Genomic DNA, 21,926 nt, shown 5'->3' on the forward strand with positions numbered 1-21,926 from the left:
ATATATAATGTATAATTCATTATACAAAGAGGTGAACTATATGGAGTATAAATTAACTATATTAGAATTAGGCAAGGCACTTAAGAAAATTGAAGAAGATTGCGGGTTAAAGATGCTTATAAAGGCTAATTTAAGTGGTGGTTGGATGACAATGGTAGGTGAAGCTATAATAGTGTCTATTCCTAAGGAGTACAGACCTGGACTTAGTGCAAAATTTGATAATATAGTGAGCATTAAGCTTAAGGATGAAAATTCTGAAGGGTCAATGATTAAGCTTACGGGAGGACCAGAGAAAAAGTTTAATGTAAAAGTTGAACCAGCAAAATATAGAGAAATACCTAAAAACGGTATAGGATTAAATCAAGTTAAGATAAATGAAAGTGAGTGCACTTTAAAAATAGACGATAGTATTGTGTTTACAATTAAAGCTAAGGCTGAAGATATTATGAATATAATAGGTTAAAATGTGACTATAGATATTTTAGTTTTATTGGATTAATTAAACTTCTTTTGTGTTAAGTTTGATTAATCCAATATTTTTTGTGATAATATCTATAGTTATTTCTATATATTAATATGGAGATATATTAGGAGGAAACAATGGAGAGTAAAGAATACTTTTATGTAATAAATTATAACAGTGCCAGTGATAAAGAGTTATGTGACTTAGAGATGAAATATATATTTAATTTTGTTCCAGAAAAGAAGAGGTATATAGTATCTAATATAGATACTAATCCTTCAAGAAGTCCTTTTATAAAAGAAAAAATATCAATTATTTTTTCAGGAAACTCTTTAGAATCTTTAGTGAAGCAGGTAGTAGATACTAAGCTATCTTTAGATGATTTTAAAGTTATATATTTAAAGTCAGGAGATGAAGATGTTGATTATAAAGAAAGGCTTAGAAGTGTAAGTGAAATAGGTTATGTCATAACAGGAGAACCTAATATTCATGAACCTAAAGTTATAGTTGGAATCTCAAAAATTAAGGATAGATGGATATTAGGGAAGTATGAAAAGAATGACTTTAAATGGCACATACATGACAGAAAGCCATATACTTATTCAAATTCTTTAGGATTAAAGCTAGCAAAATCATTAGTGAATGTAGCGGTAGGAAATGATTTTAATTTAAAGGTAGTAGATCCTTGCTGTGGAGTTGGTACAGTAATTATAGAAGCATTAGATATTGGAATAAACATTAAAGGTTATGAAATTAATAGTCAAATAGCTGATAATGCAAAGAAAAATCTAAAGTTTTTTGGATTTGAAAATGTAGTTGAAGAAAAGGATATGCACACTATTAAAGAGAATTTTGATGTTGCTATAATAGATATGCCTTATGGTATATTTACACCTACAACAGATGAAAAACAAAATGAATTAATTAGGTCTGTTGCTAGATTTGCTAAAAAATTAGTTATTGTAACTATAAAAAATATGGATAAAGAACTTAAGGCTGCTGGATTTAAGATTGTAGATAAATGCAAGGTAAATAAAAATAAGTTTATACGATACATTACAGTTTGTGAAATAGGTGATTAAGATGAAAAAAACAATAGGAATTCTTGCTCATGTTGATGCTGGCAAAACAACATTTTCTGAGGAAATTCTCTATCATACTAATTCTATAAGAAGCCTTGGAAGGGTTGATCATAAAAATTCTTTTTTAGATAGCAACAGTATTGAAAGAGAGAGAGGAATAACAATTTTTTCTGAACAAGCTACCTTTAAATTAGGTAGTTCTACATATTATTTAGTAGATACTCCAGGGCATGTAGATTTTTCTTCTGAGATGGAAAGAGCTATTGCAATAATGGATTATGCCATAGTTATAGTAAGTGGAGTAGAGGGAATAGAAGGACATACTGAAACAGTTTGGAATTTACTTAGAAAATATAATATACCAACCTTCTTTTTTATTAATAAGATGGATAGAGTTGGATATGATAGAGATAGGGTATTAGATGAAATTAAAAGAAACTTTACTAAGGATGTTTGCTTTTTAGAAGGTGATTTTTTAGAAAATGAGAATGTAGTTGAATTTTTATGTGAAAAGGATGAAAAGTTCCTTGAAAAATATTTAGAGGGTTCAATAGAGAAAGATGAACTTTTAGAGTTATTTAAAAAATTGATTAAAGATGAAAAGGCATTTCCATGTTTTGAAGGATCTGCACTTCAAGACATAGGTATTTCAGAGTTTTTAGAAGCTTTAGAGAGTCTTACTATTACAAAATATAGTGAAGAAGGTAATTTTAAGGGTAGAGTATACAAAATTAGATATGATGAAAAGGGTAATAGAATAACTTTTATTAAATCATTAGGTGGGAGGTTAAAGGTTAGAGATGAATTTACTTTTGAAGGGAATACAAATAAAGTTACTTCAATTAAGATTTTTAACGGAAATAAAGGCGTAATACAGGAGAGCATTAGTGCTGGCGATGTATTTGCGGTAACAGGTCTTACAGAAGTTTCAGCAGGTCAAGGAATAGGAGATATAAATGAAGATATTACTTATGAAATGGTTCCAACCTTAACTTCAAAGGTTATATATGATAAAGCATTAAATGTAAAGGATGTACTTGCTGTATTTAAAATATTAGATGAAGAAGATCCTGCATTAAATGTTATATGGAATGAAAAACTACAAGAAATACATATAAATATTATGGGCAAAATTCAATTAGAGGTATTAAAAGAAGTGTTAAAGGATAGATTTAGCTTAAATATTGAATTTGGACCTTGTAAAATTTTATATAAAGAAACTATAACTACAACTGTTATAGGTAGTGGTCATTTTGAGCCATTAAGACACTATGCTGAGGTGCATTTAAAACTGGAGCCAGGAAAGAGAAATACTGGTATACATTTCCAAAACAAATGTAAAGCAGATGACTTAAATATTGGTCATCAAAACCTCATTAAGACTCATATATTTGAAAGAGAGCATCACGGCATTTTAACAGGATCTTCTCTAACTGATGTGAAAATTACTCTATTAACAGGGAGAGCGCATTTAAAACATACTAGTGGTGGTGATTTCAGGGAAGCTACTTTTAGAGCATTAAGACAAGGCTTAGAAAAGGCAAATAATATACTTTTAGAACCATATTATAAGTTTAAGATTGTAGTTAAAGATGAGCATATCGGAAGAGTATTATCTGATATACAAAAATATAAGGGAAGCTTTGAACCTTATGAAATTAATGAAGGTATAGTTACTATTATGGGAAGAGGTCCTGTTAAAACTTTTATGGATTATAGTAGCGAAATAGTTGCTTTTACCAAAGGTAAAGGAACTATTAATTTGGTATTTGATGGATATGATGTTTGCCATGATGAAAGCGAAGTAATAGAGGAATTTAATTATGATAAAAATAGTGATATAGAATATACGTCTACTTCGATATTTTGTTCAAAAGGTGAAGGTTATTTAGTAAAATGGGATATGGCTGATGAGAAAATGCATTGTGAAATTATAACTTAACATAGATTTAAAATGCATTTAATAAGGCATCAATTGGATTTAACAAAGTTTGGTTAAGATAAGAATTAAGGAGATGAAAAAATGAAAGGTAAGTATATGATAATAATTTCTTTTGACGCTGTTTCTTCAGATGACTTAGCTATAATGAAGAAATTGCCGAATTTTAAAAGGTTAATGGAAGAAGGCTCTTTAATTAAAGATGTTGAATCTATTTATCCAACGCTAACTTACCCAGCACATGCAACTATAGTAACTGGAAAATATCCTAAAAACCATGGAATAGTTGATAATACTATATTTAAAAAAGGGGATTTTAGCCCTAATTGGTACTGGTATAGAAAGTATATAAAAGGTGAAACAATATATGACTTAGCAAAAGAAAATGGGCTTAAGGTATGTTCGCTTTTGTGGCCGGTAACAGGTAAAAGCAAAATAGACTATAACCTTACTGAAATATTTAAAACAAAGCCTTATCATAATCAATATATTCAGTCAGGAACTTCAGGATCTTTACTATTTCAACTTAAATTAAACAAAAAATTTGGTCATCTTAGAAAAGGCATTTCACAACCTGCTCTTGACAACTTTGTAATAGAATCAGCTAAATATGTTATTGAAGAATATACACCAGATCTTATGCTAATTCATTTTACTGATGTTGATACAAATAGACACCATTATGGCTATAAAAGTAGAGAAGCTATGGATGGGATAGTTAGGCATGATATTAGATTAGGGGAAATAATTAAAATCCTAAAGAATAAAGGTATTTATGATGAAACTAACATAATAGCATTAGGGGATCATAGTGCAATAGATGCAAATAAAATAATTAAATTAAATTCTTTGTTTAGAGAGCAAGGGTTAATTACATGTACTAAAGATGGGAAGTTTAAGTCTTATAAGGCAATTTGCAAAAGTTTAGATGGATCTGCATATATATATTTAAATAATCCTAAAGATTTAGATGTTAAAAGAGAAGTAGAAAACCTCCTGGAAGATGTTGTAAAAATGAAAGAAAAACCTATTGAATTTATTTTAAAAGATGATGAAATAGAGAAAGTAGGAGCAGATATTAATGCGAGCTTCATGTTAGAAGGAAGCAGAGGCTTTTATTTTGTTGATGATATTTTAGGAGATGTATTGGAGGAAATAAAGGAAGATGAAGTGGGAATTGTACCGCATAGATATAGAGGTATACATGGTTATTCTCCTAAAAAGGAGAACTATGGTACATTTTTCATAGGTAGAGGTAAAGATTTTAAAAAAGGAATAGTTGTTAAAGAAGGAAAACTAATAAATCACGGACCAACACTAGCGAGGATTTTAGGAGTAGACCTTAAAGACACTGACGGAGAAGTAGTAGAAGAAATCCTTGAATTATAAGGAGTGAAAGTATGAAAAGCTTAAACAAGGAAGAAAAAAGCTGGGCCTTTTATGATTGGGGAAACTCTGCTTATTCTATGATAATAACCTCAACTATATTGCCGATCTATTTCAAATTAGCAGCCCAAGAAGGCGGAGTTCCTTTAACAGATTCAACTGCGTACTGGGGCTATGCAGTATCTATATCAACTCTAATTGTATCAATTCTTGCTCCAATACTTGGAGCTATAGCTGACTATAAGGGATATAAGAAGAATTTCTTTAAATTATTTTTTACTCTAGGAGTAATTTCAACATTATGTTTAGCTATGGTTCCCTCAGATAAACCATTAATTTTACTCATTATGTATGCTTTTACTGTGGTAGGTTTTTCAGGTGCAAATATTTTTTATGATTCATTTTTAGTAGATGTTACTGATGAAAGCAGAATGGATAAGGTATCAGCTTCAGGTTTTGCTCTTGGTTATGTAGGTAGCACCATACCATTTGTAATTTCTATAATTATAGTGTTACTTTCTCAAAAAGAAGTAATCCCGTTTTCACTTTCTTTGTCTTGTAAAATTACATTTCTAATTACAGCTCTATGGTGGGGAATATTCACTTTGCCATTACTTAAAAATGTTAATCAAAAATACTATATTGAAAAAGAACCTAAGATAGTTGTTAATTCTTTTAAAAGAATTATTGAAACTTTTAAAAATATAAAAAGTCATAAAAACATATTTATTTTCTTGATTGCATATTTTTTCTATATAGATGGAGTAGATACCATAATAAATATGGCAACTTCTTATGGAACTGATTTAGGTATTTCTATGACTTCGTTACTTATAATACTATTATTAACACAATTTGTAGCAGTACCTTTTACTCTTATTTATGGAAAGCTAGCTAAAAAGGTTGGAACTAAAAAAATGCTTTTTGTTGGAATAATAACTTACACCACAATTTGCATATATGCATATTTTATAAAAACAGCTTTGGATTTTTGGATTTTAGCTATGGCAGTTGGCTCTGCTCAAGGGGGAATTCAAGCTATATCCAGAAGCTATTTTGCAAAACTAGTGCCTAAGAGTAAATCAAATGAGTTTTTTGGGTTTTATAATATCTTTGGAAAATTTGCAGCAATAATGGGGCCAGCTTTAGTGGGAATAGTAACTCAAGTTACAGGTGAAACAAATAAAGGATTAATAAGCTTGGTAATATTATTTTTAATAGGTGGAGTTATATTAAGTCAAGTTGAATGCAATACCGAACATTCAAAGGATTCAGATATGGTAGCTATTAACAATAAATTAGAAAAATGCTAACATCAATAATAAGATTTAATCTATTATTTTAATTCTATTTATGTTATAATCAAACAAAGCTTTTCTTTAGAGAAGATTCTTTAAAGAAGAGCAAGAATTATGTATATTTTCTAACAGAAAAGAAGAATCTAATCTGGAAGAGATCAAATTTAATGAGATAATTAGCCTAGGCAAACTAGGTTTGTATTTTGTGTATAAATTTAAGAGGTCTCCTTTGTAAGATTAGGAGTCCTCTTTTTGAGTTCTAGGAGGTAAAAATGAGTAAAATAGCAGTAATAAGTGCCATATTAGAAGAACCAAGAGACTGTCAGAGCAAATTTAATGAGATAGTCGCAGATTTTAGAGGAAGTGTTAGGGGCCGTATGGGAATTCCTTTTGAGGAAGGTATTTCAGTTATTTCTCTAACAGTAACAGGAGATTTAGATGATATTAATAGTCTAACAGGTAAACTTGGAAATGTTAAAGGTGTAACAGTAAAGACATCAATTGCAAAGAAGGAGGTTTAACCTTTTGGATATTTATGGAATTATAGATAAGCTTTACAAAACTAATAATGCAACAGAAGAGGAATTACTATTTGTACTAAATAATATAGATGATGATTCTAAAAAATATCTAATAGAAAAATCAAATGAAATTAGATTAAGGGTTTATGGAAAAAAGGTATACTTAAGAGGCTTAATAGAGTTCACTAATTACTGCGTGAGAAATTGTATGTATTGCGGTATTAGGGCAAAGAATGCTAAAGCTGATAGATATAGACTAACTAAAGAAGATATCTTAGAATGCGCGGATATAGGTGACAGGTTAGGTTATAAGACTTATGTTCTTCAAGGCGGTGAAGATCCTTATTTTACAGATGAAGTGATGATAGACATTATTAAAAGTATCAAAGCAAAGTATCCTAATAATGCTATTACTTTATCTCTAGGAGAAAGAAGTTATGAATCCTATGAAAAGATGTTTAAAGCTGGAGCGGATAGATATCTTTTAAGACATGAAACTGCTTCAAAGGAGCTTTATGAAAATCTTCATCCAGGTGCCAGCTTTGAAAATAGAAGAAAATGTTTAAGTGATTTAAAGAAGATAGGATATCAAATAGGAGCAGGTTTTATGGTTGGGCTGCCTAACCAGACCAATGAAGATTTAGTTAAAGATTTATTGTATATAAAAGAATTAGATCCTGAAATGTGCGGAATAGGTCCTTTTATTCCTCAAAAAGATACTCCACTTGGAAAGGAAGAAGGAGGCACATTAGAAGCAACAACTACTTTACTCGGTATAATAAGATTATTATTACCAAATGTATTGTTGCCGGCAACTACAGCATTGGGAAGTGTTCATCCACTAGGAAGGGAGCAAGGACTTAAAGCTGGAGGAAATGTAGTTATGCCTAATTTATCTCCAACAAGAGTTAGAGATAAATATGCCTTATACGATGGGAAAATATGTACAGGTGATGAAGCAGCTGAATGTAGAAATTGCATTGAAGGAAGAATTAATAGGTCAGGATTTGAAGTAGAAGTTACAAGAGGTGACAATATTAAGTGGCAGAGGAGAGAAATGTAATGTTTATTAATGAAAAATATATAGAAAATTTATTAGAAGAATCAAAATTGGCAACAGCAGAAGACGTCCAAGCTGTCCTAGATAAAGCAGAAAAGAGAGAAGGATTAAATCATAAAGATATAGCAGTTTTGCTTCAAGTTGAAGATAAAGATCAGCTAAAAAAGATGTATGAAATTGCTGGACAGATAAAGAAAGATATTTATGGAAAGAGAATAGTATTATTTGCTCCATTATATGTAAGTGACTATTGCGTAAATAACTGTGTTTATTGTGGTTATCATAGCTGTAATACGTTTAAAAGAAGAAAGCTTACACAAGAAGAAGTAGCTGAAGAAGTAAGGATTTTAGAAAAAATGGGACATAAAAGACTTGCGCTAGAACTTGGAGAAGATCCAGTTAATGCTCCAATCGAATATGTTCTAGAAACACTTAAGACAATTTATAATACTCAAAGAGATAACGGTGAGATTAGAAGAGTAAATGTAAATATAGCAGCAACAACTGTTGAAGAATATAAGATGCTTAAGGAAGCTGGTATAGGAACATATATCTTATTCCAAGAAACTTATCATGAACCAAGTTATAAAAAAATGCATCCAAATTGTATGAAAAATGACTACGAATATCATTTAACAGCTTTTGATAGAGCGATGGAAGCTGGAATCGATGATGTTGGAGCAGGGGTTTTATTTGGACTCGCTGATCCTAAGTTTGAAGTTCTAGGACTTATGATTCATAATGAACATCTTGAAGAAAAGTATGGGGTAGGTTTCCACACAATATCTGTTCCAAGACTTAGACCAGCAAAGGGGGTTTCATTAAAACAATTCCCACATTTAGTAGATGACGAGTTGTTTAAAAAGTTAGTTGCTATAATTAGAATCGCAGTACCATTTACAGGAATGATTATATCTACTAGAGAAGATGCAGATATGAGAAGAGAATTATTAAGGTATGGAATATCTCAAATGAGTGCTGGTTCTAGTACTGGTGTTGGTGGATATAAAGAAAGAGAAGAAGGTAATGAAGTTCCTCAGTTTAAGACAAGTGACGAAAGAAGTCCTATTGAAATATTAAATGAACTTATAGATGATGGATATATACCAAGTTATTGTACTGCTTGTTATAGAAAAGGTAGAACTGGCGAAAGATTTATGAGACTAGCAAAGTCAGGTAACATCCAATATGTATGTGAACCTAATGCTATGTCAACATTAATGGAATATGCTTTAGATTATGGAGATGACGAATTTAAAGAAAAGGCTGAAAAGTTAGTTAGAACACTTGCTAAAGATATAAAAAGAGATGATATTAGAGAAATGTTCCTAGAAAATTTAGAAAAGCTTAAAAATGGAACAAGAGATTTATATGTTTAGTAGAACTAATGAATAGTACACCAAAACATCAAATATAAATAAATTTGTTTTTTGAAAATAATTATATAAAAAAGTGGTGGTTATAATTCCATCACTTTTTTCATGTATTTAGACTAAATTAATGGAAATAATAAGTATAAATTCTGTTTGTAAGCAATATAGAAAAACATATTATTTTATATACTTTTTTGGTAAACTATGTTGGGGGTGTTTAAATGAAATACATCAAAGATAAAAGAATATTAGTTATTGCCTTTCTTTGTTTTTGTGTAGCAGCTTTTCTTTTAGTATTAACTATAAAAGGGAAAGATGATAAAGAAGCTAAAATCGCAAGTGCTGATATTTCAGAAGTAACAGAAGTTAAAGATAAGTTGGCAATTAAACCATTAGAAAATGACATAGAAATAGTAAGACCTCTTGAGAGAAAAACAAGCACAAGTGAAGAGCATATAACTTTTCTAGGAATGTCAGATCCAAATAAAGAGTTAAAGTTAAATAATGAAAATATTCAAGTATATTATACAGGAAACTTTGTAAAAGAAGTGCCATTGAAGATTGGAATTAATTCATTTCAATTTACTTTAGGAGATAAAGTTGTAAATTATGAGGTGATTAGGAAATTTCAGATTATAGATTCAATTACTCCAGCAAAAATTTTAAGCGTTGAAGGTGGCACAAAAATAACAATAACAGCTAAATTATATAGTGGATCAAAAGCATATGCAGAGCTTAATGGAAAGCGTATAGAGTTTAATCAGGTAGAGTCAGATGAATATATTTCAGCTAGAGGAACTACATACGCAACCTTTACAGGAGATTTACTTACGGAAGAAGTAAATAGTAAGACCAGCTTAGGTCATATTGTAATACATAGTTCTTTTGAAGGGAAAGAAGAAAGTAAAGAGGGGGGAGAAGTAGTACTAAATACTAAAGAAAGAGAAAAAAAATACGGAATAATTAATAAAGAAAGTGCCCTTGTTTATGATAGTAAAACAACTTCAGTTGTTCCGTTAAATGAAGTTTATCCTTTAGCAAAGGGAACTGAGGATTATATAACATCAAAGGTTATAATAGATGACAAAGAGTACTATAATCTAGCCTCAAATAAGAGAATTAAAGCTGAAGATATGGATTTGGCCGTTACCAAAGTGAATAATGGTAATGAGATATCAAATATATCAATATATGAGGAGAATAATAGTACAATACTAAAAATAAAAGAAAGCTCCAAGGCGCCATATACATTTAAAGCGGAAAATGCAGGATTTAAAGACATTGAAAATCAAGATTATAGTATAGATAATTATGATTTAGATGAAATGAAAATTTACTTTGATTATGCTAATAGCATTAATGATGAAATTAATTTAGAAGATAATCCTTTAATTAAAGAAGCAAGTGTTTCGAATAATGAAAAATATTTAAGTCTAAAATTAAAAGATAGGTATATTGGTCATAGGGCTTATTACGATGAAGAGGGAAATCTTATATTTAAATTCAAAAATAAGAAGAAGTCATTAAAAGATATGACAATTGTTTTAGATCCAGGACATGGATTAATAGAAAATAGCAAGTTGGATCCTGGTGCATTAGGATTCAATCATATAAATGAGAATATAATAAATGTACAAATGTCAAAGCTAATTGAAGGACAGTTAAAGGAAAAGGGAGCAAATGTTATAAGATTAGATACAGAAAATACTGCCTATCCATTAAAGGAAAGAGGAGGTAAGGCTAGAGAAAATGATGCTGATCTGTATCTTTCAATTCATAATAATTCAGGTGGTTCCGGAAAATATAATGCAACTGAAAGCTATTATTTTACTCCATATTCTGAAAGCTATTCTAAAAATATAAATGAAAGTCTAGCAGAATGTTACAATAATGTTCTTTTTAAAAAAAATAAAGGAGAATATAATAGAGGAAGTAAATACAATTATTATACAGTAACTCTAGAAAGAGAGAATCCTTCGGTTTTAGTTGAAGTTGGTTACATTGATAATCCAGTATCTTTTAATAAAATAATAAACAATGATTATCAGGCGGAGCTAGCTAAGTCCATAGTTAAAGGAATTGAAAATTCTATAGAGTAAATAATGGTTTTTAATTTCTTTATGTTATAATAGAGGCAAATATTATACTATGCATAGGGGAAATATAATGAGAAAAGTATTAGAAGTACTATTTGGTAGAATAGTCATTACAGGAGCTTTGTTGATTTTGCAGTTGACTATTTTAGCATTAGGAGTAATAAAACTTAGTGAATCTTTTATATATTTATATGTTTTTTCTATCATACTAAGTTTATTAATAATGATCTACATAATAAGTAGAACAGATAATCCATCATATAAGTTAGCTTGGGCAGTACCAGTGCTTTTAGTTCCGGTCTTTGGAGGATTATTATATTTATTGTTTGGTGGAAATAAAATTGGTAGGATATTAAAAAAGCAAATCGAATCTACTAATTATGAAATTGTAGATTTGCTTAATCAAGATGAAAACATAATAAAGGAAATTGAAGCTACAGATAAATCTATAGCAAATCAAATTAAATACATAAATAATTTATCTACTTTTCCAATATATAAAAGAACATCTTCTGAATATCTTTCACCAGGAGAAGATTTTTATGAAAAATTAATATGCGAATTAAGAAAAGCAAAACATTATATATTTATGGAATACTTTATAATTCACACAGGTAATATGTGGAATACAATACTTGAAATATTAATTGAAAAAGTTAAAGAAGGTGTTGATGTAAGAATAATATATGATGATATTGGTTGCATAAAAACACTGCCAAATAAATATTATGAAGAACTTGGGAAGCTTGGCATTAAAACAGTTGTATTTAATCAATTAGTACCAGTTTTGTCTTCAGTAATGAATAATAGAGATCATAGAAAAATCACAGTTATAGATGGACATACTGCATTTACTGGTGGAATTAATATAGCTGATGAATATATAAATGAAATAGTGAGATTTGGTCACTGGAAAGATGCAGCTGTAATGATTAAAGGGGATGCAGTATGGAGCTTTACCATGATGTTTTTACAGGTGTGGAAGTTTATAACTAAAGAAGAGATCGATTATGAAAAATATAGACCAGAAGTTCATGTAGAGGATGAGTTTATAGATGATGGTTTTGTACAGCCATATGGGGATAGTCCTTACGATGATGAATTAGTAGGGGAGAATGTTTATTTAAATATAATAAATAAAGCAAAGGAATATGTTTATATAAGTACACCTTATTTGATTATTGATAATGAGTTAATAACAGCTTTAACATTAGCAGCTAAAAGTGGAGTTGATGTTAGAATATTAACTCCACACATTGAAGATAAATGGTATGCCCATATTGTAACAAGAGCATATTACGCTCAACTTATTATGGCTGGGATAAAGATATATGAGTATACACCAGGTTTCATTCATTCAAAAACATTTGTATCAGATGATTCAGTAGGAACAGTAGGTACGATTAATCTTGATTATCGAAGTCTTTATTTACACTTTGAATGTGGTGTGTTTTTATATAAAACTAAATCAGTTATGCAAATTAAGAAAGACTATTTAAATATGTTAGAAATAAGCCAAAGAATTACTTTAGAGGATACAAAAAAGATAAAATGGTCTAATAGATTTCTTAGATCAATATTAAAATTATTGGCACCTCTGATGTAAGAAAAATCTCTAAAGCAAATAAATGCTTTAGAGATTTTTTATTTTAGATATAAATTAGCATATTAAGAAACTGTAATAGGAGTCATTGAGCTTTTGGGGAAGGTTGTTCTTTGTGCAAATAGATATTCTCGTACTAGTGAAGCATCCGATGCATCTATTATACCATCCCCATTTACATCACAAGTCCATAAAATATCAGTACAAGGATATTCACTATCTGTTCCACGTGCAATTCTTTGTATAAGAGCATAAGTTGATAAACTTATTTCATTCTCACCATATGCATCTCCAATATTATGAACAATTCTTTCTTTTTGAATATAATGTGATCCATCATAACTTAAAACAAATTTTTTAAGTATAGCCAAGTCTGAAGAGTCTATTACGCAATCTCCATTTAGATCCCCTGTCCATAAATCATCTGGCACATTTAAGGTAGGTATTGCTCCGGTAATGTATTTTTGCATGTGTGCTATATCTAAAACATTTATTTTACCATCACCATTTACATCACCTAATTTGTAAATATGATGAGCTTTAGGAAAAATGGAAATAGTTCCTTCAGAAAATTGGGTTATTAAATCAGCATCAGCGGAGGTTATGGCATTATCTCCATTTACATCAGCTGCCCATAAGGCATTATCAACAGGTAAAGCTGTTCCTTTGGTTAAATATTTGTTTATAAGAAGTACATCAGTATTATCTATTCTTTCATCATCGTTAACATCTCCAACTAGATGAGTATTTATATATTTTTTTAGAGAATCTGTATTGTCCGATCCTGCTAAATTGCTATCAGTTGAATCTATAACGCCATCAGCATTTACATCAGCAATAGATATACCGTCACTTACAGGAAAGTTGGTTATTGTTTTAGCAATGTATTTATTTATATACATTGCATCTAAAACATTTAGTTCACCATCACCATTTACATCACCAATCTTATGTCCTGCATTGTAATAAGCATTTGTCATAGTATTTTCCACGATTTTACCATCTACTTCTAATGCTGCTCTAAAATACATGTTGCCATAAACACTTATAGGTCCTTCATAAGCGGCAGAAGATGTAGTAGGAGTTTCCCCATTCGTAGTATATCTTATAGTTGCATTTGGTGTTTCGGTAGTTATTGTCAAATTCTTTGCATACTTATATGTGCCTGGATTAATACTGAAAGTTGGGGGAGCTACAGAAGGTTTTGGAGTTCCTAATGCGTAGTCAATACTTAAGGTTACAGTTGAATTATCTATAGTGCTGGATGGGCCATTATAATAAGTTATATAGCCTGTTGCTGGATCTACTAGTCTAAAATCTTTAATTACAGCAGCATTGTCATCAGCAGTTTTATCTGTAATTCTCATATACCATCTCTTAGTCTTATCACTGAAATTTATGTTACTATTAAGTTCCATAAGGTTAGTATAGTCTATTACAACTGTACCATAAGCTGCACCATCAGTGCCGTTAAATGAGACGGCTCCATTTTCTTTATTTAATATATTAGGAGTCCAAGTTATAGTTGGGTCACTTGAAGTTGTTTCTGAATAACCTATTTGATATTGTAATTGATCTCTTTTTGCATGGTTAATAGTTACTTCACCAAGCAATTTAGGTGTATATGAAGTTCTTGCTGTTAACCAAAATGCTGAGTTATTATACCAAAAACAATTAGTTCTGTTCTTATCAGCTGGGAGACCTGGCACTGCAGATACAGTATTTAAAGCATCATAGCTTATCCAAGTGCCACCTTGAAGTTTAAATGCACCTTTTTCGCCAGGATCTACACTTCCATCACCATCTATATCTGTCCAAATAGCATCATTATATCCAACAATAGCTTGTCCATGCCCTCCTTTAGAACCATTAACCATATAAGATATAGTTTCTCCAACATAAGCATCATCGGCAGTTGAATCTGTGTTATTTGATATTTTTGTCATTTTAGTACTAGCACTAGAATAATTAATTACTAGAATGTATCCATTTAGTAAAAGTTTTTTAATATTATCTAAATTAGAATCAGTTTCACTTTTTACAGGAGTGTTTGTCTCATCCCATATTCTTACAACTCCAGTTTTATCAATTCTGTTATTTGCTGCATTTTCCCAAACCTTTGGGTTTCCAGCCCATTCAAGATAATTTTTTGAAACAGAACCGTGCCCATCATATGGAAAGTCATTCCATGTAGCTGCTCCTTGTTCTTTTAAAAGGGTATATGCTTCTGATGTGCTTGATCCTTCATCCATACCGGAGTTTATAAAATTATAAGTCCATTTTGGAGAAAGTTTTTTTGAATAATTTTTATCTGATTTTAAATCCCAATTTCTAGCTAAAGCTGTCATATAACTAGCTTGATAATAAGTTGATGACATTGCAGAACAAGAACCAATTGACCCTTGAGTTTCTTCACCAGGATAATACTTAGATGTTGAGTTATCTACAGATACTGGAAAATCAGAAGATGTAAGAGTGTCAGTAGATAAAGAGTTGCCATCAGTATATGCAGCTATAGATAAATTACTTTCAGAGAGAGTAGTTTTATCTGATGAATCTGCTGGGCTTACTTCTTGTCCAAAATTTGCAGTTTTGAGGTTAGTTTTTGGATTTAAACCCTTGCTCTCTCTAGATTTGTTAATTCTTTCTATGGCAGATTTGTTTGGAAGAACGCTTTTTGTTTCAATCATATTTTCTTTGATCCAATTTTCTTCTTCTACTGAAGGACCTTTTAGCCCGCCTATGTATTCATTTGTCTCTCCATCTTGGAAATCTTTTGCTGAAACAGCTGGTATATTTGAGCACATTAAGGCAAGCGTTAGGCCAAAGGTGCACAAACTTTTTACTTTTTTTGAATTTAATAGCATAATTATTAAACCCCTCTCCTAGTTTATGTTTTTATACATATTTGTAAAATATTATGTATAGTATTCATTGTAATGCAGAAAATGTAATAAAGTAAATATAAAGTAAAAAAAACACAAATATAAATAACTTTATTAAAATAAATGACGATATGAATTTAATTAGTTTTCCTAGAAAAGTTTTTAGCTGCAATTTGTTTATTATTTAATAATTTGTTATATTAAGAAATAATAGAAGAAAAAGGAGCTGTTTTTATAAATGGAGAAAATTTTCATTATTGAGGATGATGAGAAAATTAGGCGAGAATTATCGACTTTTTTAGAAAGGTATGGTTATGCTTGTGATTTTTCAAGTGATTTTGAAAATATAATTGATATTGTTTTAAAATCAGAAGTTCACCTAATACTTTTAGATATAAACCTTCCATATTACGATGGTTATTATATCTGTCGTGAAATAAGAAAACAATCAAATGTTCCAATAATTGTTGTTACAAGTAGGCAAAGTGAAATTGATGAGCTTATGAGCATGAATCTTGGAGCAGATGATTTTATAACAAAACCATACAATACTCATATATTATTAGCTAGAATAGCGTCTATTCTTAAAAGGGCTTATCATAATTCTGACACAGATTTACTGTCTTATAATGGATTAATCTTTAACATTTCAAATAGTTCCATGAGATATAATAATAATGAAATTGAGCTGACAAAAAATGAAAGTAAAATTCTGAATATTTTAATGAAGAAAAAAGGTGCTATAGTATCTAGAAATGAAATTATGGATTTTTTATGGCAATCAGATGAATTTGTTGATGATAATACTTTGACGGTAAATATAAATCGTTTAAGAAAAAAACTTGAATCTATAGGAGCTAGTGAATTTATACAAACAAAGAGAGGACAAGGGTATATATTAAAATGAAGTTAAAGTTATTTTTGTTTGAAAGAATAGGATTTTTGATTGGAAGTTTTTTGATAATAGGTTTAGTTTATAAATTACTTGATACTTTGAAGGTAGACTTCTTTGCCATTATATTTAGCTGCTCATTATTCTTAATATCTAATATATCTTTATTATTTTACGAATATTGCAGAAAATCTGCTTTCTTAAAGGAATTAAATAGAAGTTTAGAAGGTTTAGATGAAAAATATTTGCTAAGTGAGGTGGTTTCTAGACCTGAAAAAGATGAGGAAAAAGCATTTTACAATATATTAAAAGAATGCAATAAATCTATGAATGATGCTATAGCAAAAGTAGAAATTGAAAACAAGGATTATAAAGAATATATTGAACTTTGGGTACATGAAGTAAAAAATCCTATTGCTTCTTCTAAGCTTATAATTGAAAATAATCGTAATCCTCAGCTTACAAGTATAGAAGAAGAAATAGACAAGATAGAAGAATATATTGAACAAGCATTGTTTTATGCTAGAAGTGCAGCAGTTGAAAAGGACTTTATAATTAACAGATTAAGCTTAGAGGAGATTGTAAATTCATCTATAAAAAGGAGTTCGAAAGAGCTTATAGCTAAATCTGTAAAAGTTAGTAAGGAAAACTTAAACTATGAAGTTTATACAGATAAAAAATGGGTTGATTTTATAATTCATCAGATTTTATCAAATTCTATTAAATACTTTAATAAAGAGCATAATTCTTTGTGTTTTTCTTGTGAAGAAGTAGAGGAATCGTTAGTTTTAAACATAATAGATAATGGGATAGGTATGAATGAAAAAGCACTACTTAAAGCTTTTGACAAGGGCTATACAGGAGAAAATGGTAGGCAGTTTAAAGGATCTACAGGTATTGGGTTATATTTGTGTAAAAAGTTATGCATAAGGTTAGGACTTAGCATATCCATAGACTCAAAGGAAGGGAAAGGTACAAGAGTCTCTATATTGTTCTCTAAAAATGACATGATGATATTTGAATAGCAAAATATAAGTGACAAAAATGTAAGGTAGTTGTCACTTAAAGTTATGGTACAGTAAAATGGAAAAAGGTAACATTAACCTATAAGATAAAGGAGGAAATAATATGTCAGATGAAATATTAAAAGTAGTAAATATCCAAAAGTTTTATGGAACAAGGGGAAATGTTACTAAGGCAATTAATGATATAAGTTTTACTGTTGAAAAAGGAGAGTATGTTGCGATAATGGGGGCATCAGGGAGTGGTAAAACTACTTTGCTAAACTGTATTTCAACTATAGATAATGTAACTAGTGGAAATATATTAATAGGGAATGAAGATATAACAAAATTTAAGGAAAAGAAATTATCTAAATTTAGACGAGAGGAACTTGGATTTATTTTTCAAGACTTTAATCTTTTGGATACATTAAATGCTTATGAAAATATAGCATTAGCTCTAACAATATGTAAGGTGGATCCAAGTACTATAGATAATAAAGTTAAAGATGTAGCTGTAAAGCTAAATATAACAGATATACTTTATAAATTTCCATATGAAATATCAGGGGGACAAAAACAAAGAGTTGCTGCAGCAAGAGCTATAGTAACTAATCCTAAAATGATTTTAGCTGATGAGCCTACAGGAGCATTAGATTCTAAATCGGCTAAAATGCTACTTCAGTCTCTAGTACATTTAAATGAACAGCTAAATGCAACTATAATGATGGTTACCCACGATGCTTTTTCAGCAAGTTATGCAAAAAGGATTATGTTTATTAAAGATGGCAGAATATTTAATGAATTAATTAGAGGAAAAGATAGCAGAAAAGAGTTTTTTAATAGGATCATAGAAGTGGTAACTCTCCTTGGAGGTGACCAAAGAGATGTATTCTAAACTAGCTTTTAGAAATATGCGTAGAAGTCTTAAGGATTATGCTATATATTTCTTGACTTTAATTTTTTCTGTATGTTTGTTTTATATATTTAATTCTATTGAATCTCAAAAAGCAATGCTAAACCTAGATGAGATAAGTGAAAATGCATTTAAGTCAGTTACTATGGTTATGGGAATTGCATCTGTATTTATAACTTTTATTTTGGCTTTCTTGATTATATATGCTAATAATTATCTAGTTAAAAGGAGAAAAAAAGAGTTAGGCATATATATGGTACTAGGAATGGATAGGAGTAATATAGCTAAGGTACTATTCATGGAAACGTTGCTTATAGGCATAATATCTCTTGGATTTGGACTAGCACTTGGAGTTTTTGCATCTCAAGGTTTATCCATAGTAACAGCGAAAATGTTTGAAGTTAATTTAAAAAGTTTTGAATTTATTTTTTCAAGTAATGCAGCCATTAAAGCTATATTATCATTTGGAGGAATATATATTATAGTAGCCTTATTTAATACAACATCAATAAAAAGAATTAGATTAATTAATTTATTGAATGCATCTAAAAAGAGTGAAAGTGTTAAAATAAAAAATATATGGATATCTGTAATAATATTTATGATAAGTGTTATATGTATAGGCGCAGCTTACTATATTATGCTTAAGTATGGAATTAATAAGTTAGATAGTAAGGTTCTAATTTCAGTTATACTAGGGGCTATTGGAACTGTATTATTTTTTATGAGCCTTTCTGGATTTTTGCTAAAGGTTTTGCAGAATAGTAAAAGGATTTATCTTAAAGAATTGAATATGTTTTTGTTAAGACAGATAAACAGTAAGGTAAATACTACATTTGTTTCTATGTCATTTATATGCTTAATGCTATTTATATCCATTTGTACCCTATCAGGTGGGTTGCAAATAAATAAGGCGTTAAATGAAGAGATAAAAGATTTAACACCACATAATGTATGTATATATTCATATAGAGGCTCTGATTTTTATAATGTGCTTGAGGAAAACAAGTTTGATTTTAGTAAGTATACTGATGAATATCATTATTATCATACTTACACTGACAATTTAAAATATAGTGGATTTATAGGAACGGATTCAGACGATATAATGAAAAATTATTATCCAATAGCAACTGATCAAAATATACCTATAATGAAGCTTTCAGATTTTAATAAAGAACTTTCTTTGATAGGTGAAAATCCTGTAACTTTAAATAAGGACCAGTATTTAGTGAATAGTGATATTGTTGATTTGCTGAAACCTATTGAAAATGTTTTAAAGGATAATAAAAAGATAGTGATAGGAGGAAAAACTCTAGCACCTGCTAATTATAAGGTTATTGATAAGACTTTTTGTAACTCTGTAATTAAAAATAATTGTTCTACTATTGTTGTAGATGATACTATAATAAATAATCAACCAATATATAATTCATTTTTAAATTTTGATCTAAAGAATAAGGAGAGTAGCTTAGAGGATAGTCTTAGGAGTGATTTAGACAAAATAATATCAGCAGCTCCAGATGGAACTTTCTTTTATGCAACTGACAAGGATATTAAAGGTGGATCACAGGGAATGGCAGTATCAATGGCTTACTTAGGACTATATCTTGGACTAATCTTTATTATTGCTTCAGCAGCAGTATTAGCAATACAACAACTTTCGGAATCAGATGATAATATTGAGAGATATAATCTTTTAAGGAAAATAGGAGTGGATAATAAAACTATATATAAATCTATATTTAAACAAATAGGAATATATTTTTTATTGCCACTTATTCTAGCTATTATTCACTCAATTGTGGGATTAAAAATATCTATGGCTATTGTTAAAATGTTTGGATCTTGTAGTAAAATTAGTGATCTTATTTGTATTAGTGGAGCATTTTTAGTTATTGTATATGGTGGTTATTTCTTAGCTACCTACTTGGCAGCAAAGAACATAGTTAGAAATAGAGTTTAAATTAGGCCATTATATTAAAAAATACAGGAGATATCTCCTGTATTTTCCTTGCTTCTAATTAGTAATTTCCTCCTTTTTAGCAATTCATAGATTTCTTCATATCTTCTTCACATTTTTACTATATTATCTGAAATAACTTTAAAAAAGAGAAAAGGTATTACTCTATAAAAAGGAGCGATATAAATGAAAAATACCATTAGAACAGTTTTTCTTGCTGTTACCATTATTATGGCAACTCAAGCTTCAGTAAGTGCTATTCCAGTATCAAATGGAACACAAACTGATCAAAGTCAATTAGAGGAGGTCAAAGACAAAAGAGAAGAAATTGAGTTAAGTATTGAAAAACTTGATAACCAGATTGAAAAATTCATGATGGACGTTGAAAATAATAAAAGTAACATAAAAACAATTGAAAACGAAATAAATAATTCGAAGGGAAAAATAGAACAGATAGAGAAAGAGTCAGTTGAGAAACAAGAAATACTTGATAATAGATTAAAATTAGCTTATATGAATGGGAATTTAGATTATTTTAAAGTCATTTTTGAATCTAAAAGCCTTAGTGATTTTGTATCAAGAATTTCAGCTATCAAGAAAATAGCTACTATGGATAAAAAAATTATAGATGAATTAAAAAATAATAAAGAAAAAGTAGAAATAGAAAAATCTGAACTTGAAGAAAAACATAGTAAAATAAGTGCTTTAAATTTTGAAAATGAAAATAAATTAGCAAATTTAAATAGTAATAAAGAAAATCAAAAGAGCCTTATTAATGAAATGAAGGCTAAAGAAAGATTGTTAACAGCTAGAACTGATGAATCAAATGAATTGGTGAGTAGTGTTATCAATGAAGTAAGGAAAGAAGCACCAAAAGCTACAAGAGGAGTAGGTTCTTCTGCATCTGGCCAAAATATTATAGCTTATGCTAGCAATTTCATTGGAATTCCTTATCTTTGGGGAGGAACAAATCCTTCTACTGGATTTGATTGTTCTGGTTTTACTCAATATGTATTTGCTCATTTTGGAATAAAACTTGGTAGAACTACCTATAATCAAATAAATGATGGATATGCTGTATCAAAGGGAGAATTACAAGCTGGTGATCTTGTATTTTTTGGGAAGAATAATGATCCTACTCATATGGGGATTTATATAGGAAACAATACATATATTCATTCACCACAAACAGGCGATGTATTAAAAATATCACCTATGACGAGAAAAGATTATATTACAGCAAGAAGAGTTTTATAGAATTAAGTATGGAAGTAGGATATATAGTTAATTTGATATATACAATTTAATAATTATTTATAAAAATAAGCTATTCAATATTACATTTAAATTGAATAGCTTTTCTTTATGTGTGCCCAGCATGGACACGTACTAGTCGGTGAAAGTCCGATATGGGGGTTGATAGTGCCAACCATTAGCTTAAGACAAGG

16 protein-coding genes are annotated in these 21,926 nt (G+C 29.5%); 15 read left to right on the top strand and 1 reads right to left on the bottom strand.

The features are described from left to right. Positions 1–40: 40 nt before the first annotated feature. The 10 genes from FAY47_RS18210 (at position 41) to cls (ending at position 12,824) form a co-directional block, all read left to right on the top strand. Positions 41–463, top strand: coding sequence for a UDP-N-acetylglucosamine pyrophosphorylase (locus tag FAY47_RS18210; RefSeq protein WP_143318355.1), 423 nt, complete (start codon positions 41–43; stop codon positions 461–463). A gap of 137 nt (positions 464–600) precedes the next feature. Then, the gene (locus tag FAY47_RS18215) at positions 601–1,545 is read left to right on the top strand and encodes a methyltransferase domain-containing protein (protein ID WP_143318356.1); all 945 of its coding nucleotides are present in this window, start codon (positions 601–603) and stop codon (positions 1,543–1,545) included. 1 nt (position 1,546) lies between these two features. Then, a complete protein-coding gene (locus FAY47_RS18220) occupies positions 1,547–3,487 on the top strand; it encodes a TetM/TetW/TetO/TetS family tetracycline resistance ribosomal protection protein (protein WP_143318357.1) in 1,941 nt (646 codons plus the stop codon). 81 nt (positions 3,488–3,568) lie between these two features. After that, on the top strand, positions 3,569–4,873 hold the full coding sequence (locus FAY47_RS18225; protein ID WP_143318358.1) for an ectonucleotide pyrophosphatase/phosphodiesterase: 1,305 nt from the start codon (positions 3,569–3,571) through the stop codon (positions 4,871–4,873). An 11-nt stretch (positions 4,874–4,884) separates the two neighbouring features. Then, on the top strand, positions 4,885–6,183 hold the full coding sequence (locus FAY47_RS18230) for an MFS transporter (protein WP_143318359.1): 1,299 nt from the start codon (positions 4,885–4,887) through the stop codon (positions 6,181–6,183). A 257-nt stretch (positions 6,184–6,440) separates the two neighbouring features. Next, positions 6,441–6,689, top strand: coding sequence for a TM1266 family iron-only hydrogenase system putative regulator (locus FAY47_RS18235; RefSeq protein WP_143318360.1), 249 nt, complete (start codon positions 6,441–6,443; stop codon positions 6,687–6,689). 10 nt (positions 6,690–6,699) lie between these two features. Continuing rightward, complete coding sequence (gene hydE, locus FAY47_RS18240) at positions 6,700–7,752, top strand: [FeFe] hydrogenase H-cluster radical SAM maturase HydE (protein WP_143318370.1); 1,053 nt, start codon at positions 6,700–6,702, stop codon at positions 7,750–7,752. Next, a complete protein-coding gene (hydG, locus tag FAY47_RS18245) occupies positions 7,752–9,128 on the top strand; it encodes a [FeFe] hydrogenase H-cluster radical SAM maturase HydG (protein WP_143318361.1) in 1,377 nt (458 codons plus the stop codon). Before hydE ends, hydG begins: the two co-directional genes overlap by 1 nt. A gap of 215 nt (positions 9,129–9,343) precedes the next feature. Then, a complete protein-coding gene (locus FAY47_RS18250) occupies positions 9,344–11,221 on the top strand; it encodes an N-acetylmuramoyl-L-alanine amidase (RefSeq protein WP_143318362.1) in 1,878 nt (625 codons plus the stop codon). 67 nt (positions 11,222–11,288) lie between these two features. After that, entirely contained in the window at positions 11,289–12,824 is a 1,536-nt protein-coding gene (cls, locus tag FAY47_RS18255; protein ID WP_143318363.1) for a cardiolipin synthase, read from the top strand. A gap of 62 nt (positions 12,825–12,886) precedes the next feature. On the opposite strand, the gene FAY47_RS18260 is transcribed toward cls, so the two are convergent. Continuing rightward, positions 12,887–15,688 carry a dockerin type I domain-containing protein gene (locus tag FAY47_RS18260; RefSeq protein WP_143318364.1) on the bottom strand — a complete coding sequence of 934 codons (2,802 nt, stop codon included), beginning with the start codon at positions 15,686–15,688 and terminating at the stop codon, positions 12,887–12,889. A 256-nt stretch (positions 15,689–15,944) separates the two neighbouring features. On the opposite strand from FAY47_RS18260, the gene FAY47_RS18265 reads away from it, so the two are divergent. From FAY47_RS18265 to FAY47_RS18285, 5 genes are all read left to right on the top strand, one after another. Beyond that, on the top strand, positions 15,945–16,613 hold the full coding sequence (locus FAY47_RS18265; RefSeq protein ID WP_143318365.1) for a response regulator transcription factor: 669 nt from the start codon (positions 15,945–15,947) through the stop codon (positions 16,611–16,613). After that, positions 16,610–17,623 carry a sensor histidine kinase gene (locus FAY47_RS18270; RefSeq protein ID WP_143318366.1) on the top strand — a complete coding sequence of 338 codons (1,014 nt, stop codon included), beginning with the start codon at positions 16,610–16,612 and terminating at the stop codon, positions 17,621–17,623. The genes FAY47_RS18265 and FAY47_RS18270 overlap by 4 nt, the downstream gene beginning before the upstream one ends. Positions 17,624–17,726: 103 nt before the next feature. Continuing rightward, positions 17,727–18,497, top strand: coding sequence for an ABC transporter ATP-binding protein (locus tag FAY47_RS18275; protein WP_143318367.1), 771 nt, complete (start codon positions 17,727–17,729; stop codon positions 18,495–18,497). Further along, a complete protein-coding gene (locus FAY47_RS18280; RefSeq protein ID WP_143318368.1) occupies positions 18,487–20,481 on the top strand; it encodes an ABC transporter permease in 1,995 nt (664 codons plus the stop codon). The genes FAY47_RS18275 and FAY47_RS18280 overlap by 11 nt, the downstream gene beginning before the upstream one ends. Positions 20,482–20,664: 183 nt before the next feature. Beyond that, positions 20,665–21,735: a C40 family peptidase gene (locus FAY47_RS18285; RefSeq protein ID WP_143318369.1), complete on the top strand. Its 1,071-nt coding sequence runs from the start codon at positions 20,665–20,667 to the stop codon at positions 21,733–21,735. Positions 21,736–21,926 lie beyond the last annotated feature (191 nt).

This window comes from Clostridium sp. HBUAS56017 (genome assembly GCF_007115085.1).
GTDB lineage: Bacteria > Bacillota > Clostridia > Clostridiales > Clostridiaceae > Clostridium > Clostridium cibarium.